Source organism: Hymenobacter busanensis (genome assembly GCF_008727865.1).
Lineage (GTDB): Bacteria > Bacteroidota > Bacteroidia > Cytophagales > Hymenobacteraceae > Solirubrum > Solirubrum busanense.
This window is the reverse complement of the sequence record NZ_VTWU01000003.1, coordinates 359,832-377,113: the sequence shown is the minus strand read 5'-3', so window position 1 is coordinate 377,113 and position 17,282 is coordinate 359,832. Positions and strand designations below refer to the sequence as shown.

At 61.5% G+C, this 17,282-nt stretch carries 14 protein-coding genes and 1 tRNA gene; 9 read left to right on the top strand and 6 right to left on the bottom strand.

Annotated features, from left to right (window positions below; genetic code table 11):
- The first annotated feature begins 9 nt into the window (after nucleotides 1-9).
- The 5 genes from pheS to F0P96_RS20945 all read left to right on the top strand — a co-directional run bounded on the left by pheS (nucleotide 10) and on the right by F0P96_RS20945 (nucleotide 3,102).
- On the top strand, nucleotides 10-1,050 hold the full coding sequence (pheS, locus tag F0P96_RS09540; protein WP_151078631.1) for a phenylalanine--tRNA ligase subunit alpha: 1,041 nt from the start codon (nucleotides 10-12) through the stop codon (nucleotides 1,048-1,050).
- A gap of 84 nt (nucleotides 1,051-1,134) precedes the next feature.
- Complete coding sequence (locus tag F0P96_RS09535; RefSeq protein ID WP_151078630.1) at nucleotides 1,135-2,010, top strand: 3-hydroxyacyl-CoA dehydrogenase family protein; 876 nt, start codon at nucleotides 1,135-1,137, stop codon at nucleotides 2,008-2,010.
- Nucleotides 2,011-2,053: 43 nt separating this feature from the next.
- Nucleotides 2,054-2,512, top strand: a complete 459-nt coding sequence (locus F0P96_RS09530) for a Rieske (2Fe-2S) protein (protein WP_235917441.1) — start codon at nucleotides 2,054-2,056, stop codon at nucleotides 2,510-2,512.
- Between the two features lie 96 nt (nucleotides 2,513-2,608).
- Nucleotides 2,609-2,682, top strand: a tRNA-Asn gene (locus F0P96_RS09525).
- Between the two features lie 249 nt (nucleotides 2,683-2,931).
- Nucleotides 2,932-3,102, top strand: a complete 171-nt coding sequence (locus tag F0P96_RS20945; RefSeq protein ID WP_167291188.1) for a hypothetical protein — start codon at nucleotides 2,932-2,934, stop codon at nucleotides 3,100-3,102.
- A gap of 485 nt (nucleotides 3,103-3,587) precedes the next feature.
- On the opposite strand, the gene F0P96_RS09520 is transcribed toward F0P96_RS20945, so the two are convergent.
- The 5 genes from F0P96_RS09520 to F0P96_RS09500 form a co-directional block, all read right to left on the bottom strand.
- A complete protein-coding gene (locus tag F0P96_RS09520) occupies nucleotides 3,588-4,244 on the bottom strand; it encodes a sterol desaturase family protein (protein ID WP_151078629.1) in 657 nt (218 codons plus the stop codon).
- A 71-nt stretch (nucleotides 4,245-4,315) separates the two neighbouring features.
- Entirely contained in the window at nucleotides 4,316-4,837 is a 522-nt protein-coding gene (locus F0P96_RS09515) for a shikimate kinase (RefSeq protein WP_151078628.1), read from the bottom strand.
- Between the two features lie 62 nt (nucleotides 4,838-4,899).
- On the bottom strand, nucleotides 4,900-5,961 hold the full coding sequence (locus F0P96_RS09510) for an ABC transporter permease (protein ID WP_151078627.1): 1,062 nt from the start codon (nucleotides 5,959-5,961) through the stop codon (nucleotides 4,900-4,902).
- Nucleotides 5,962-6,056: 95 nt separating this feature from the next.
- Nucleotides 6,057-7,160 (bottom strand): BT_3928 family protein, encoded by a 1,104-nt coding sequence (locus F0P96_RS09505; RefSeq protein ID WP_151078626.1) that lies wholly within the window; start codon nucleotides 7,158-7,160, stop codon nucleotides 6,057-6,059.
- A 186-nt stretch (nucleotides 7,161-7,346) separates the two neighbouring features.
- Complete coding sequence (locus F0P96_RS09500; protein WP_151078934.1) at nucleotides 7,347-7,901, bottom strand: DUF1599 domain-containing protein; 555 nt, start codon at nucleotides 7,899-7,901, stop codon at nucleotides 7,347-7,349.
- 136 nt (nucleotides 7,902-8,037) lie between these two features.
- Here F0P96_RS09500 and folP point away from each other — a divergent pair, with 136 nt between their 5' ends.
- The 4 genes from folP to F0P96_RS09480 all read left to right on the top strand — a co-directional run bounded on the left by folP (nucleotide 8,038) and on the right by F0P96_RS09480 (nucleotide 15,793).
- On the top strand, nucleotides 8,038-8,919 hold the full coding sequence (gene folP / locus F0P96_RS09495) for a dihydropteroate synthase (protein WP_151078625.1): 882 nt from the start codon (nucleotides 8,038-8,040) through the stop codon (nucleotides 8,917-8,919).
- 5 nt (nucleotides 8,920-8,924) lie between these two features.
- Entirely contained in the window at nucleotides 8,925-9,773 is an 849-nt protein-coding gene (gene cdaA / locus F0P96_RS09490; protein WP_151078624.1) for a diadenylate cyclase CdaA, read from the top strand.
- Between the two features lie 402 nt (nucleotides 9,774-10,175).
- Nucleotides 10,176-14,552, top strand: coding sequence for a cache domain-containing protein (locus tag F0P96_RS09485; RefSeq protein WP_151078623.1), 4,377 nt, complete (start codon nucleotides 10,176-10,178; stop codon nucleotides 14,550-14,552).
- A gap of 131 nt (nucleotides 14,553-14,683) precedes the next feature.
- On the top strand, nucleotides 14,684-15,793 hold the full coding sequence (locus F0P96_RS09480) for a glycoside hydrolase family 43 protein (protein ID WP_235917440.1): 1,110 nt from the start codon (nucleotides 14,684-14,686) through the stop codon (nucleotides 15,791-15,793).
- A 78-nt stretch (nucleotides 15,794-15,871) separates the two neighbouring features.
- Here F0P96_RS09480 and kbl read toward each other — a convergent pair whose 3' ends face one another.
- Nucleotides 15,872-17,119 (bottom strand): glycine C-acetyltransferase, encoded by a 1,248-nt coding sequence (gene kbl, locus F0P96_RS09475; protein WP_151078621.1) that lies wholly within the window; start codon nucleotides 17,117-17,119, stop codon nucleotides 15,872-15,874.
- Between the last annotated feature and the right edge of the window lie 163 nt (nucleotides 17,120-17,282).

Here is a 17,282-nt window from a genome sequence, read left to right as displayed (position 1 = left end):
GCCCGCGTTATGCAGGATACGATTCAGCAGCTCCAGCAGGAGATTGAAGCCTTCGACGTGGCCACGGCGCCGCAGCTCGACCAGTTTCGCATTGCCTACACCGGCCGCAAAGGCCGTATTGCCGACTTGTTCGACCAGCTCAAAACCGTGGCGCCCGAGCAGCGCAAGGCCGTCGGCCAGCAGCTCAACGCCCTCAAGCAGCTGGCCCAGGACAAGTTTGACCAGCGCCGCCAGCAGCTCGAAGACGAAGCCAGCAGCCAGCCCGCCGACCCCGGCTACGACTACACGCTGCCCGCCGTGCCCAACGCCCTGGGCACGCGCCACCCGCTGAGCCTCACCCGCGACGAAATCGTGCGCATTTTCGCCCGCATCGGCTTCAACGTGGCCGAAGGGCCGGAAATCGAGGACGACTGGCACAACTTCTCGGCCCTGAACTTTGCCGAAAACCACCCGGCCCGCGAAATGCAGGACACCTTCTTTCTGCCGCCCGCCGGCGAGGAGGAGCAAAACCGCCTGCTGCGCACGCACACCAGCACCGTGCAGGTGCGCCTGATGCAAAGCCAAAAGCCGCCCATCCGCAGCATCATGCCCGGCCGCGTGTACCGCAACGAAGCCATTTCGGCCCGCGCCCACATGGTGTTCCACCAGATTGAGGGCCTGTACGTGGACGAAAACGTGAGCTTCGCCGACCTCAAGCAAACCATCTACTACTTCGCGCAGGAGTTCTACGGCGCCGACGTGAAGATGCGGATGCGCCCCTCCTACTTTCCCTTCACCGAGCCCAGCGCCGAGGTCGATATTTCGTGCCTGATCTGCAAGGGCGCGGGCTGCAACATCTGCAAGTACACCGGCTGGGTGGAAATCCTGGGCTGCGGCATGGTCGACCCGAACGTGCTGCGCAACTGCGGCATCGACCCCGAGCGGTACTCCGGCTTTGCCTTCGGCATGGGCCTGGAGCGCCCCACCATGCTCAAGTACCAGATCAAAGACCTGCGCTTGTTCACCCAGAACGACATGCGTTTCCTGCGCCAGTTCGAGGCCATTCACTAGCAGCCGACCCGACGTTTCCAGTAGCTTCGCGGCGGAGTGGCAGATTCGCAGGAACGCCGCCCCGCCGCTTCTTTTTTCTGCCCTATGTCTTCGGAAACCACTTCCCCAATTCCGCAAACCATCCGCACCGTGGCCGTAGTGGGCGCGGGCACCATGGGCGCGGGCATTGCCCAGCTGTGCCTGCAGGCCGGCTACCCCACCATCCTGTTCGACGTCAACCAGGCCACGCTGTTTCGGGCCGAGCAAAGCATTGAGGCGGGCCTGGGTAAGCTGGTAGAGAAGGGCCGCCTGACGGACGAAGCGCGCACGGCCGCCCGCCAGCGCCTCACCCTCACCCACGAGCTGGAATCGGTGTGCGCCGATCTGGTTATCGAGGCCGTGGTGGAAAAAATGGACGTGAAGCACCAGCTGTTTCTGGATTTGGCGGCCTGCAACAATGGCCAAACCATCCTGGCGTCGAACACCAGCACCTTTCCCATCACCCAGTTGGCCGCGCCGGTACCGCACCCCGAGCGCGTGGTGGGCATGCACTTCTTTAACCCCGCCCCGCTGATGCCGCTGGTCGAGGTTATTTCGGGTGCGGCCACCAGCCCGGCTGTGGCCGAAACCGTGAGTCAGCTGGCCCTGCAACTCGGCAAAACGCCCGTGCTGGCCGCCGATGCGCCCGGCTTCATCGTCAACCGCGTGGCCCGGCATTACTACGTAGAGAGCCTGAAAGCCGTGGAAGAGCGCGTGGCGCCGTTCGAAGTGGTGGACGAACTGCTGGAGTCGGCCGGCTTCCGCATGGGCCCGTTCCGCCTCATGGACCTCATCGGCATCGACACCAACTTTGCCGTCACCAGCTCGCTTTATGCCGCGTTTCACTACGATGCCAAGTTTCGGCCCAGCCGCGTGCAGCAGCAGAAAGTGGACGCCGGCCACCACGGCCGCAAAAACGGCCGCGGCTTCTACCAATACTAACCGCTGCCGAACGGAAAGCGCCCGCCCCGGCGTTAGCCCAGTTATGAAGCCCATGTTCTCCCACGCGCCGTTGCACCCGCTACGGCAGTTGCTAGTTGCCTGCGTTCTGCTTATCGGCCTCACCGCCTGTGGCTCGTCCTCGTCCAATCCGCAACCACAAATCCCGACGGCACTGGTCAACGAAAATATCAACCTCACCAATCAGCAGTACAGTGCCCTTCGCCTCGACGGCGGCTATGTGTATCTGTCGTCGGGGGTGCGCGGAATCATTGTGCTGCGGCGAAATTCCCAGCAATACCTAGCCTTTGAGCGCAACTGCCCGTACCTGCCCGGCGAAGCTTGCGCTACCGTCGGCGTGCACTCGTCCGGCTTGTATTTCGAAGACACCTGCTGCGGCTCCAAGTTCGATTTGGAAGGCCAGGTAACCGCTGGTCCGGCCCAGCGGCAGCTTCGGCAATACATTACCGCCCTTAGCGGTAACTTCCTGAGCATCACAAACTAGTTGACCACACAAAACTTTTTTACCCGTAAGTATTGCGTAAAAGTCTGCCGCACCGTAATATTGCACCCGCAACGGCCCTTAAAAGCCGCCATAACCGCTTCCTTAGCTCAGCCGGTTAGAGCATCTGACTGTTAATCAGAGGGTCCCTGGTTCGAGCCCAGGAGGGAGCGCACAACCGAAAAAGCCCGGTATTAGACTTAACCGTCTGTTACCGGGCTTTTTCGTTGTTGGCACTGTTACTCACGTGGCACTGCTTGCGAAAAACTCCCACGCAGGGGCATATTGCACTTTTCACCGGGCTAGGTTGAAGCTTGTTCTTCTTCTCAGAGCTTATCAACCTTTTGCCGCAGGATGCAGTATGGGCAGTATATCATCGGCCGATGCGCGGCCGGTGGCTTGAACCCCTTCCCTCCTGCTACATGAAACGTCAACTTCCCTGGCTACCGCTGGTGCTGTGCATTTTGCTGCTGCCGCTAACGGGCTGCGATGCTATCGGCAGCATATTCAAAGCCGGCGCCTACACCGGTATCATTGGCGTGGTGCTGCTGGTACTGGTGTTGTGGTGGCTGTTCAGCCGGTTCCGCCGCTAGTTTCTGCCCTATTCCCTCAATGCAACCGGGCGGCTCCTGAAGCAGGAGCCGCCCGGTTGCGTTAAGAACATTTCCGGTGCTTACTGCTTCACCACGCCCACTGTTCTGGGTTCGGCAGCGGTTTCGAGGCGCAGGATACACACCCCGACCGACTGGCTGCGGGCGGAGGTCGATGCGCGGCCGCAACCCAGAGCTGGCGCTAAAGCCAGTCACGACTTCGCCCAGTACGACTTTGACCACCGTGCCGCGCAGCACGTGGGCCTCGGCTGCCGATAGAAAGCCATTCGGTAACGAAATATAAATCACAACAAATTGACCAGCAGCAGTATCACTACAATCAAACCTTTCGCCCGAATCGTTATAAACTCCCGAATGCTATGTTCAGCGTCTGTTAATAAGCCAAAGTCCTTCTCCGCAGGAGCGCACAAAAAAGGCCGGTCGTCAATTCAGACGGCCGGCCTTTTTTGTGCGCTCCTGCGGAGAAGTTAATTCGACGGTTTCCGATCGGGCATGGTGCCGATGATGTGGTCCCAAATGGTGGTCGACACGCCAAAGGCTACTTCGTCTTGGCGGTAATGGTGCTGGGCGTGGTGGTGCCACCACACTTTCAGAAAGTTTTTCGGCGGGGCGTACACGTGAATGGCGTAGTGCACAAACAGGTACAGCGCGTAGCCAAACACAAAGCCCGCCAGGATGCCGAAACCGGCATTGCCAAAGGTGAAGCGGAAGATAAAAAACAGCAACGAGGCCACGAACACCGTCAGAATGGGCGGCATGGCCAGCCGCGTTTTGTCCTTCGGAAATTCGTGGTGCACGCCGTGCATGGTGTACTGAAACTTGGCCCGGCCTGGCGTGGTGGGCTTGATGTGGTAGAGGTAGCGGTGCATGAGGTACTCCACCAGCGTGAAACCGAACCAGCCCGCCAGAAACAGCCCAAAAGCCGACAGGCCGGTGAGCAGGCCCTTGCTGAGGCTGTAGTAGAGGCTAACCGCGGCCACACCGAAGAAAATGCTCAACGGCCCGGCTATGTGCGTGTGTGTGAGGCGCTCCAGCACGGGGTTCTCAAACAAACGAGCCGAACCTTTGTGCTTGGGTTTATGGAGTTGACCCGACACGGGAGGGGCAGCTGTCTTTTGTTCCATATCGAGGGCTTGAAGAGTATTGCAGCGCAAAAATAGCCACCAGCGCCCAAACAACGGGCCAAAGTGCTTGGCTACGCCGTGGCCGTGTACTGCGCAATGAGCCGCACAACGGCCTCAGGGCTGCACACGGATGCCTGGCAGCGCAGTGCGGCCGTGGCATAAAACTCCCGCCGGGCCTGTAGGGTTTCGGCCAAGCGGTTTTTTAGGGCTTCGGGGTCGGGCAAACCGGCCAGCAACGGCCGGTGCGCAGCCTGCTGCACGAGCCGGCGCACCAGCTCTTCGACCGGTACATCGAGCCATAGCGTGAGGCCGCTGGCCCGAAGCAGCTCGGCATTGGCGTGAAAACAGGGCGTGCCGCCACCGGTAGCCAGCACCACCGCCGGGTAATCGGCCAGCACAGCGCGCAACGCTTTGGCTTCGGCGCTGCGGAAGTACGCTTCGCCTTCCGCGGCGAACAGGTCGACAATACTGCGGCCTTCGCGCTGCACAATCACCTCGTCTAAATCGACGAAGGTCAGGCTGTAGTACGCGGCCAGCGCGCGGCCCAGGGTGGTTTTGCCCGAGCCCGGCATGCCGATAAGGAAAAGGCGCATGACCGCGGATGGGTTGAAGGGGAATAAGCTGACCGAATTGGAAAAACTGCCCGGGCGCTGCGCTACCCCAGCTTCACGCGCGGGTCGAGCACGGCGTAGAGCACATCGACGGCAATGTTGATGACCACGAACAGGAAGGCCACGAACAGTGTGGAGCCCATGACCACCGGAAAATCGAGGTTTTCGACGGCCCGCAACGTCACGGTGCCCAAGCCTTTCCAGTTGAAAATAAACTCGATGAAAAACGCGCCCGCCATGAGCGACGCCAGCCAGCCCGATACGGCCGTAACCACCGGGTTTAGCGCGTTTTGCAGGGCGTGGTGCCACACCGTGCGGGGGTACGAGAGGCCCTTGGCGCGGGCCGTGCGAATGAAATCCTGGCTGAGCACTTCCAGCATGGCCGAGCGCGTGAGCTGCACGATAACCGCCAGCGGCCGCACGCCCAGCGCAAAAGCCGGCAGCAGCAGGTTGCGCAGCACCACGTGCGGCTCGGCCGTAAACGGGTCGGTTTCGAAGAGCTGACCGGTCAGGTTCAGGCCCGTCCAGTGGCTCCAGTAGAAGCCAAAGGCCATGGCAATGAGAATACCGGCCACAAACGACGGCACCGAAATGCCCAGCACCGACACCGTCAGCAGGGCGCGGTCGAGCCAGGTATGGGCCTTGAGGGCCGCCACCACGCCAAAGCCGATGCCCAGCACCGCCGCCAGCAGCATGGCCGCCAGCGCCAGCCACACGGTACCGGTGAAGTGGTCGAGCAGAATATCGAGCACGTCTTTGTTCGACTGAAACGAGCGGCGCAGGTACGGTTTTTTCAGCACCAGGGCCCGCTGGCCGCCCAGCGGCAGCAGCGCCACGCCGCCGTAGCGGGCCGTACCGGCCGAGTCGCGCGGGTGCACGCCCAGCGGCGACACGTCGTTGAGGTAGCCGGCCAATTGCACGGGCACGGGCTGGTCGAGGCCGAGGTCGGCGGCAATGGCAGCGCGGGTGGCCACGTCGCTGCGCTGGCCAGCCAGCAGGGCCACCGGGTCGCCGGGCAGCACCTGAAACAGCACAAACACGGTGAGGGCCACGCCCGCCAGAATCAGAATACCGTGCAGCAGCCGGCGAAAGATGAACAGGAGCATTGTAGTGCTTGGTGCCTAGTTGTTGGTGCTTAGTGCTTGGGATGGGCTCCAGGTCTTTCAAAACTGACCATGCACTAAGCACCAACAACTAAGTACTAAAGAGCCTCTTCCAGCGTGGCGCGGGTGGGAATGTCGTGGTAATGGTATTTGCCCTTCACCACGCCGTCTTTCAGCAGCAGAAAGCCGGGGTTCGAGCGAATCATCGACTTGAGGACCGTGGCATCGGCAAAGTAGTACGGTCCGGCCAGGTTCACTTCGTGGCGGAACACATCGAACTCATTGGGGCTGGCGCTGGTGACGATGAACGGCTCGACTTTCTTCTTTGATGAATCGATGGAAGCCAACAGTTGGTTGATTTGCGCAAACCGGTCCCGGTCGGCTTTTTCCACGCCCTGCACAATCAGCAGCAGCTTGTTGCCCTTCAGCACCTCCTGCGTCACGTCTTCCTGCTGAGCGCCCCACACCTTAAAATCGGTGATTTTCGGCCCGGCTTCGGGGTTCAGCGGCACCATCTGCTTGAACTTCCAGAGCGTATCGGTAGGGTATTCTTCGAAGTCCTGTGTGGTGCCGTTTTTCTCCATCACGTACTTGTAGCGCAGCGGGGCCGAGGGCTTCATGAGTGCGCCAATGTCGTTACCCACTTTGTAGGGCAGAAAATCGAAGTAGGGCATGTGGCCCAAGGCGTACACGCCAATGCCCGCCGCCACGGCCGCCGCAAAGGTGATGTACATGGTGCCCAGCGTGCCTTTGGCAAACACCCGGCGCAGGTAGCGTTGGTTGAAGAACACCACCGCCCACAAGCCCAGCAGAAACAGGTCTTTGAAGAACGACGTCCAGGGCGTGAGCTTGATGAAGTCGCCGAAGCAGCCGCAGTCCGTCACCTTGTTGAAGGCAGCCGAATAGAACGTAAGGAAGCCGAAGAACACCAGCAGCACCAGCAGCGCCCGCAGCGTAAAGCGCATTTGCCAGCGTAGCAGCAGGGCCACGCCCAGCGTTACTTCCAGGGTACTCAGGAAAATACTGAGCGTGCGGGCGGCACTCTTAAACACCAGAAAAAACGAGGCGAAGTCGATGGCAAATACCTCGAAGTATTCTTCCAGCTTGTAGGCCGTGCCCACGGGGTCGTTGAGCTTTACCAGGCCCGAAAAAATGAACAACCCGCCGAGCAGCAGCCAGCAAATTCGAACGAACAGACGCATGAGTATGAGTAGTGGAGGGCTTGAGGCAGTGGCTCGACGGACGAGTCACTGTCATACAAAGAACGTCATGCGGAGCGAAGTCGAAGCATCTCTCCCGCTTTGCCAGACAGAAATTTCCATCCGCGAATCGGCAACGCTGCTTCGGCATGCCCGGCATGACGGCATTCTAGGCGCTTAACGCCACCCCTACCCCGCTTGTTCGGCGGCACCGCGCAGAATCAGGGCAAACACGGCGTAGTTGAGCATGTCGCGGTAGTTGGCTTCCACGCCTTCCGAGGCCAGCGTGCGGCCGTGCAGGTCCTCGATTTGCTTGGTGCGGTGCAGCTTCATCAGAATAATGTCGGTGATGCTCGACACACGCATCTGGCGCCAGGCTTCGCCGTAGTCGTGGTTTTTGGCGAACAGCAGGCGGCGGTTGGCTTCCACCTCTTCGTCGTAAGCGGCGGCCACGGCTGCAGGCTCCAGCTCCAGCGGCGCCTCGGCCGGCAGGCGCAGCTGCATCAGGGCAATGACGCAGTAGTTGACGATGGCCACAAACTCGTCGTCGATGGGCTCGTTGACGAGCTGCGTGCCCTTCTCCTGAATGGAGCGGATGCGCTGGGCTTTGATGAAAAGCTGGTCGGTGATGCTGGGCAGGCGCAGGATGCGCCAGGCCGTGCCGTAGTCGTGGGTTTTGGCCAGAAACAGCGCCCGGCAGCGCCCAATCACGCGGTCGTATTGAAGCTGGGTTTGGTCGTTCAACGTCAAAAGGCTATTTTTAAGACAGGGCTAGGTGCTTAGTACTTATTGCTTAGCAGGTTGCAGAAAAGAGTCTTTTCTCGCGCCGCTTTTGGCGCGTACCAAGCACCCGCTCAACGTCACTAAACACGCTGTACCCATGCTGGGCGAAGCCGCGCAAGATACGCTCTTTCAGGTCAGGCAAACGCTGCGGTGTGCCCGCGGCCGCATGCTCGATTTGAGCCAACCGCGCGTGATGGGCATCCTGAACGTGACGCCCGATTCGTTCTTCGCCGGCAGCCGCCTGCCCGACGAAAGCGCCCTACTGCGCCAAGCCGAGCAGATGCTGCAGGCCGGTGCTGCCGTGCTCGACGTAGGCGGCTACTCCTCGCGCCCCGGCGCCGACGACGTGCCCGCCGACGAGGAGCTGCGCCGCGTGGTGCCCGCCCTCGAAGCCTTGCGCCGCACCTTTCCCGAGGCGTTTCTGTCGGTCGATACGTTCCGGGCAGCGGTGGCCGAGCAGGCCGTGCAGGCCGGCGCCGACATCGTCAACGATATCAGCGGCGGGCAGCTCGACGAGGCAATGTTTGCCACCGTGGCGCGTTTGCGGGTACCCTACATTCTGATGCACATGCGCGGCACGCCGCAAACCATGACCCAGCACACCACCTACGAGGGCGACCTGCTGCTGGAGCTGACGCGCTTCTTCCGCGACCAGCTCACGGCCCTGCGCGCCCTTTGGCCCGATGCCTGCGTGGTGCTCGACCCCGGGGTGGGCTTTGCCAAAACCCCGCAGCAGGGCTACGAAATCATTCGGCGCCTGTCCGAGCTGCGTACGGTGCTGGATTTGCCCCTGCTGGTTGGACTTTCCCGTAAAACGCTCGTATGGAAACCGCTGGGCCTCGCGCCCGAAGCGGCTTTGCCCGGCACCATTGCCCTCAACACGCTGGCCCTGCTGGGCGGCGCCCGCCTGCTGCGCGTGCACGACGTAGCCGAAGCCCACCAAACCGTGCAGCTCGTTCAGTCCGTCCTTAGCTCCTGAGTACCATGTTCAACCCCGTCAACATCGGCTTCCTGCGCATCGGCTGGATCGACGTCGTCGACGTGGTATTGGTGACGGCGCTGTTCTACCAGATTTACAAGTTGCTGACGGGCTCGGTGGCGCTGCGCATTTTCCTGGGTTTTCTATCGGTGTACCTCGTGTACTTGGTTGTGAAGGCCGCCGGCATGGAGCTGCTGACGATGATTCTGGGGCAGTTTATGTCGGTGGGCGTGCTGGCGGGTATCATCCTGTTCCAGCAGGAAATCCGGCGGTTTCTGCTCAACATCGGCAAGGCCACGGCTTTCGAGCGGATGCGCATGTTTTCGTGGCGGCGCGAGCAGCCCCAGCAGCGCATGAGCGTAACGCCGTTCGTAGAGGCTGCTAAAAGCTTGGCCAGCAAGAACACCGGCGCGCTCATTGCCTTTCAGCAAGCCTCCGACTTGAAGTTCTACGCCGAGTCGGGCGACCTGCTCGATGCGGCCGTGAGCAAGCGCCTGCTCATGAGCATCTTCAACAAAACCTCGCCCTTGCACGACGGCGCGGTTATCATCAGCAACGGCCGCATCAAGGCGGCACGCTGCATTCTGCCCGTGAGCGAGAATCCCGACGTGCCGGCTTCTATGGGCCTGCGCCACCGCGCCGCCATCGGCTTGAGTGAAATGACCGATTCCGTGGTGCTGGTAGTGAGCGAAGAAACCGGGCAGATTTCGCTCGTGCACGGCGGCGAAGTGTACCGCAACCTCTCGACCAGCGACTTGCGCGGCAAGCTCAACGAGTTCTTGTTCGACGTGCAAGCCAAGCCGGCCTCGTCGGCCGCCTCAGCCCGCTCCTCGGCCGAGGAGGTAGCGGCGTAATCCGGCTGGCAGCTCCTTCCCTGCAACAGCAAGCCCCGGAGTGCGTCACGCTTCGGGGCTTGCTGTTGCAGGGAAGGAGCAGAACGCTGACTGCATAACGGGCTGCCCAAAGAGCTACATCAAGTAGTCATTGACCGGCAGCCGTTTCACTACTGAAAATTTATAATTCAACTGTTTTCCGTTCTACGCCTATTTTGCTATGTTTAGCAAGTTAGCCCTTGGCTAACAGGGCTTTTATCTACTACCCAGCCCGCCTTATTCCATACTACGCTCCGTCGCTTACCAGTACCTCGCACCTGGGTGCTGCCATCGTTGGCTTTTCTGAATGGCAGCTTTTGCCTGCTGCGGAGCTTTATAGCCCCGGCAGTCGGACAGCCGCCTTACGCGACTTCGTTGATTTTTATGCCAAAACAATCGTTCGTGCAGGCTCTCAAGCGGCACTTGGGGACTCTGGGATTGTCGGGTTTCATCTTTCTGCTGCTGATGGGCTATACCTACGGGTACATTCCGCAGCAAACCGAACGCCTCAATGCCCGCTATTTCCGGGTTCTGGAGCAGGTAGGCCACAACTTCATGGAGAAGGTAACGGCCCACCACAAAATCAACGAAGGCCTGGCTGCGCGCATTGCGCGGCAGGATTGGGGCGAGGCCAGTGCGCCCGCGGTGCAATGGACCGCAAAACCGGCCGCCGACACTGCTGGGAAAGAAGATCTGCGAGCCTACATAACGCCGACTTGGGAGCGTTTCAGCCCCGAGGCCAGCAACGAGCTGCTCTCGGTGGTGCGGTATGCCAGACTGCCCCAGCGCACGGCCCCGACGGTGGAAGTGCACGACAACCGCCTGGCTTTCCACGATTTTCCGCCGCCGAGTTTGCGGCTGCAGGATTGGAAATGGGGCAATGCCCCGGGGCAGGCACCACGTACCAGCGGCCTGGAGCTGCTCACGGCCGTACCTATCGACAGCTTCGCGCGCGGCCTTACCCGCCCCGAGGTCTTCCAGCATTTTTTCATTTGCGACCTGAAAAGCCAACGGCTGCTCTACGGCACCACTCCCAGCATCCTCTCGGTAGCCGGCAGCAGCAAACTGCCGGCGTGGTTGGGCGACACCGCGGCCCTGCACGCCGGGCGCACCGCCGACGTGCTGCTGGCCGGGCGTTCGTACCGACTGTTTGTACAGCCGCTCCGGCTCGATGCCAACACCCTGCTGCTGTGCGGTGCGGTGTCGATGGATACGTTTACGGCCGAACAGCGGGCGGTGGCCCCGCAGGTGGTGGAACTGGCGCTGCTGCTGTTGCTGCTGGGTTTGTTGAGCCTGCCGTTTCTGAAGCTGGCCCTCATGGGCTCCCGCGAACGGCTGAACCGGGCCGATGTGATTCGCTGCGCGGCGTCGTTGGTGCTGGGCTCCGGCATTGTACTGCTGGCGCTGCAATCGGGCATTGGCCGGCAGGCGCTGGAACAACGGCTGCTGACCAAGCAGCTCACCCAACTGAACACCGAAGTGCAAACCAATTTGTACGGCGAGTTGGACTCGCTAAATCAGTTGGCCCAGGGCCTGGACGACCACTTTTCTACCCACCCGACCCTGCGAAATGCGCAAGACTACCCAGCGGGCTTTGTGCGCAAGGTGGCTTACGATTCGTTACCCGGCACGGCCGCTGCGCGGTATTTCCAGCACGTCGGCAACCACGCGCTGTGGATCGACAGAAACGGGTACGTGTGTTTCGCCGCCGGACGACAAGCCCCGCTGTACGTACCCAACCTAGCTCAACGGCCCTATTTTCAGGCAACCCAGGCGGGCCAGTACCACACGCTGCCCACTACCCGCTCTACCTCCACCGGCGTTTGGCGGACTCCGGCAGCGGGGGATTCTGCATTCTACTTCCAAGCCATTATTTCCTATAAAGATGCGCGGCCCAGTGCCGTGCTGGCGCGGCGCAGTCGGTGGCAACCCGATTCGGCAACGGCAGATACTTCGCCCAGCGTGTGCATCGTCGATACCCGGCTGCGCAGCCTCGACCAACCGGTGCTGCCACCGGGCTACGGCTTCTGCCTGCTCGACCACACCGGGCAGGTGCTGCTGCACTCCGACCGGAACCTGAACCTGAGCGAAAACCTGCTCCAGGACTGCGACTCGCCGGGTGCGTTGCGTTCGGCCATGTTCAGCCAGCGGGCCACTACCACCAAGGTGCACTACCAGGGCCAGCCGCACTTGCTGCACATAGAGCCGCTGCCGGGTTTGCGCATGTTTTTGGCCACGTTTGCGTCGTTGCAGCCGGTGCGCGAGCGGCAGGTGCAGTCGTTGTGGGGTGGGGCGTTGTTGCTGGGTGGCTTCTGGATGTGCGTGGGCATGTTTGGGTTGCTGCGGCGCTTGTTCCGGCCTACGTCGCGGCTGCTGAGCACCTCGCGTAACAGTTTTCCCAGCCTGTGGCCGCGCCGTTCCTATGCCAAACGCTACGCCCGCATTGCATTAGCACAGGCGTTCGGCATTGTGGGCTTTTTCTTCACCGGGTGCTTTGTGAGTCCGGTGCTGCAGCTGTACCTGTTACTGCTGCTCCCACTCTACGTCTACGCCCTCACCTTCCGGTTGCTGCGGCTGCAGCAGGAAACGCGCAACGAGTCGCGGGCTATCCTGTACCTGCTGGTGGCTACGCTGACCGTTATCAATTTGCTGATTGTGCTTTATACCGGCGCGGTGCATGCTTGCTATGCCCTTATTTACCAAGCGGCGCTGGGCAGCGTGGTGTGGCGCCTGGGGCAAGAACACGGCTGGCTGCCGGCCTGGGCCAAACGCCTGCAGGCTCGCACCCACAAGCATTTGCAGCCGATACACCGCGCGGCCGAAAAGACCTGGACCAAGGCCCTCATTCCCCAAGCCATCAAGAACCTGCGGGGGCTGGCGCGCTACTGGGGCATCAGCACCTACCAGTACACCTACGTGGCCATGACGCTCGGCTGGATCCTGATTCTGGGAATTTTGCCGGCGGTATACTGCTACCAGATAGCCTACGGCATCGAGCGAGCCTACCAGGTACACTATGCGCACACCGAGCTGCTACAGCGCATCAATGCTTCCCAGAACGTGCGGCCGCCGGCGGCGGGCTGGTCGTCGGTGAATCATTACTACACGTTTTTCTTTGAAACTCGCCCGTTTTCGGCTCCTACGTCGGCGGCGCCCTCCGCCTCGGCCCGCCCGGTGGTCGAGTGGCTTACTCGGCAGCTGAACGCGCAGCGCGACGTAGCGGCGCAGAACAACTTGGCCTTTACCCAACTGTTGCACCAACTGGTAGAATCGGCCAGCAGCCCCGACCAACTGGCCCTGGACCGGCCCGCCACGGCTACGGCCGCGCCGCCGCGCATCGACCCCGACTGGCAATACGCCTTCACGGGCATGAGCGGCACGGGCCGCCCGCTGCTCAACGACGTTATCCGCATTCGAAGCCCATACCCCGAGGCGCCCGCCGGCCTAGCGGCGCGCATCGATGGTCTGTACGCGGGTACGCACTGGTTTATGCGGCCCACCAGCTTTTTCCAGCATCCTATTTCCTGGCGGCTGGGGCTGCAGCTAATGACGGTGGGCGTGCTGGTGGCGCTGTACGCGCTGGTGCTGTACGCCCTGCGGCGGTTGTTTCTGCCTACTTTCCGCACCCACCGCTCCGAAGCCCAAACCCCGCTTGTGCAACCCCCATGCACAAGTGGCGTCTGCCAACACCGCGTGCTGATTGCGCCCAACGGCAGCCGCGTGGCCGATTTACCGGCTGATTTGCAGGCTTCGCTCACCGGCGCCAACCGGCTCGATGCCGAACTGCTGCCCCTAGACGCCAAGGACATAAACGCCTGGGTGAACCACCTTGCCTCCGCCGACGCGGCCCTTCCCGTGGTGGTCGAACACTTCGACTACCGTTTTCATGATGCGCCCCTGACGCTGCGCAAACGCCTGCTGGTGGAATACTTGGTGCAGCGCGGCGCCCCGGTACATATTCTGTCGCGGGTGCACCCGGTGGCATTGGCTACCTGCGCCCACGGTACCGAGGCGGATTGCGACGACGCGGCCCACCAAGCGCAGCGGCAGGCAGGCATCGACCTGCTCGACTGCCTTGCGTATTTCCGCACCGAATACCTGCCGCTCACATCGCCCGCTCCCGACCAAGCCTCTGTGCCCCCTATTTCCGACGATGTCACCGCATTTTTTGAGCGGGAATGCCACTCCATGCCGTTTTTGCAAGCCATTCAGCCCCAATTGAGCCAAGCATTGCAGGCCCGCTTGGCCAGCGGCCAGCGCATGGAGCGCGAAAACGTGGTACTTACCATTGAACGGATGGCGCAGTTTTATTTCCGCAGCCTGTGGCGCATGCTTACCCCGCACGAGCAGCACTTGCTGTTCGACCTGGCGCAGGACGGCTTGGTGAACTGGCAAAACGTGGAGGCCCTCGATTCGCTGCTGCAAAAAGGATTTGTGCGGGTCGACAAGCACGGCCGCCTGCGGGTCGTCAACGAGAGCTTCCGCAACCACATCATATCGGCTGTGCCGCGCCAGCAAGCCCTGCGCTACGAGCAGCAGGACGAGGAGGAAAACACCTCCTGGGCCGAACAGCGGGTGCCCTTGCTGCTGCTGCTATCGGCGGGCGCCTTGTTTATTTTCACCACCCAACGCACTTTCCTGAGCGAGTTGCAAACTGTCTTGGCGGCTATTGTGGGCTTGTTGCCCCTCATCGAACGCCTGTTCGCAGCCATTCCCCATTCCCTGAGTCGCGGACGGGCCGAACTTAAAGAAGCCGCCTGAATCGTCATGGCCGGGAAACCGTAGCCCTGCCGACTAGGCAGGAGTAGCCAGAATGCTTCCGCCGGTTTGTTTCTTGTGCTACGATACAGGTTCGTTTTTAGGCCAGCATGGGTATTTTTTTTCTCTCCAGTGTGCAACGTGGCCTTTTCGGCTGGACCACCGCCTTGTTGCTGGCCGGCGCCTGCCAGATCAGCCACGCGCCACGGTCGGCTACTTCGGCTGCCCCGGCACCTGCTGCTGCCACGCCCACGCCAGCAACCCAGCTCCATTACCTGTCGCAGCCGCTGGTGAGCGGCATCTACACCGCCGATCCGTCGGCGCACGTGTTCAACAGCCGGATTTACATTTACCCCTCGCACGACATCGAGTCGGGCGTCACCGAAGGTGCCAACGGGGCCCATTTCGCCATGCGCGACTACCACGTGCTGTCGATGGACAGCGTTGGCGGCCCGGTAACCGACCACGGCGTCGCCCTCGACGTGCAGGATATTCCTTGGGCCCGCCGCCAGCTGTGGGCCCCCGACGCTGAATTTAAAAACGGTTTGTATTACCTCTACTTCCCGGTGAAGGACAAGCACGACGTATTTCGCCTGGGCGTGGCCACCAGCACTTCTCCCACCGGCCCCTTCAAGGCCGAGCCGCAGCCGATTACCGGCTCCTACAGCATCGACCCGGCGGTGTATACCGATACCGACGGCCGGAGCTACCTGTACTTTGGCGGCATCTGGGGCGGGCAGCTGCAGCGCTGGCGCACCGGCCAGTACGACAGCACCGCCGCGCCCAACTTGCCAGACCAGGAAGTGGCTATGGGGCCGCGGGTGGCGCGCCTGAGCAACGACATGCGCTCCTTGGCCGAGCCGGTGAAGGAAGTGCAGATACTGGACGAAAACGGCAAGCCCTTGCTGGCTGGCGACACCAAGCGGCGTTTTTTCGAGGGCGTTTGGCTGCACAAGTACCAAGGCAAGTATTACCTCTCCTACTCCACCGGCAACACGCACCTGCTTGTCTATGCCGTGGGCGACCAGCCTTACGGGCCCTTCAAGTACCAAGGCATCCTCCTGAACCCCGTGCAGGGCTGGACTACGCACCACTCCATCATCGAACACAAGGGTAAGTGGTATCTTTTTTACCACGACACCCAACTGTCGGGCAAGTCGTACCTGCGCAACGTGAAAGTCACCGAACTCAGGCACCGCCCCGACGGCCGGACCGAACCCATTGAGCCGATGCGCAAGGAGTAGCTGCTTGGCTTACCCCAAAACGAGAAGGTCCACCGAAGCTTCGGCGGACCTTCTCGTTTACGCAGTTCAGTGGACTGCTTACGGCGTGTTCGTGACCACCTGACCGGCTTCGGGCTGCTGGGCCGAGGGCTCCTTGATGGTGCCCAGCTCGCGGCCGACTTCGATGAACGCCTGAATGGCTTTGTCGATGTGGGCGCGGGTGTGGGCGGCGCTCAGCTGCACCCGAATACGGGCCTGGCCTTTGGGGACCACCGGGAAGTAGAAGCCCACCACGTAAATGCCCTTGTCGAGCATTTTGGCGGCAAATTCCTGGGCCAGCTTGGCGTCGTAGAGCATGACGGGCACGATGGGATGCTCGCCGGGCCTGATGTCGAAGCCGGCGGCGGTCATCTTCTCGCGGAAGTACTTGGTGTTTTCCTCCAGCCGGTCGCGCAGCTCGGTGCTTTCGGTGAGCAGCTCCAGCACCCGCAGCGACGCGCCCACGATGGCCGGGGCCAGGGTGTTCGAGAACAGGTACGGGCGGCTGCGCTGGCGCAGCATGTCGATGATTTCCTTGCGGCCGGAGGTGAAGCCGCCCATGGCCCCGCCCAGTGCCTTGCCCAGCGTGCCGGTGATGATGTCGACCCGGCCCAGCACGTTGCGGTACTCGTGGGTGCCGCGGCCGGTTTTGCCGAGGAAGCCCATTGAGTGGCATTCGTCAATCATCACGAGGGCCTGGTACTTGTCGGCCAAGTCGCAGATTTTGTCGAGCTGCGCGATGGTGCCGTCCATGGAGAACGAGCCGTCGGTGACGATGATGCGGTGGCGCGTGCCCTTGGCCTGGGCGTCTTGGAGCTGCTTTTCCAGGTCGGCCATGTCGTTGTGGTTGTAGCGGTAGCGCTGCGCTTTGCACAGGCGCACGCCGTCGATGATGGAGGCGTGGTTGAGCGCGTCGCTGATGATGGCGTCCTGCTCGTTGAACAACGGCTCGAACACCCCGCCGTTGGCGTCGAAGGCCGCGGCGTAGAGAATGGTATCCTCGGTGCCCAGGAACTCGGCCAGCTTGGCCTCCAGCTCCTTGTGAATGTCCTGGGTGCCGCAGATGAAGCGCACCGACGACATGCCGTAGCCGTGGGTGTCGATGGCCTCTTTGGCGGCCCGAATGACCTCGGGGTGCGACGAGAGGCCGAGGTAGTTGTTGGCGCAGAAGTTGAGCACCTCGCCGGCCTCGGTGGTTTCAATCTCGGCCCCCTGCGGGCTGGTGATGATGCGCTCCTTCTTGTAGAGGCCCGCGTCTTTGATTTCCTGGAGCTGCTGCTGGAGGTCGGGTTGGAGGGTAGTGTACATGGGGAAATGGCTAGGCTACAAATTGGCCGCTACGGCCTGCTCTACTTCTACGACGAAGGTAAAGTGTATCCGCAACATGCGGTGCTAGCCCGTTCGTTGTTGCGCAACATCACATGAAGAGGGGAAAAAGCGCAGCGAAGAATACGCAAGGGCTCTGAATACG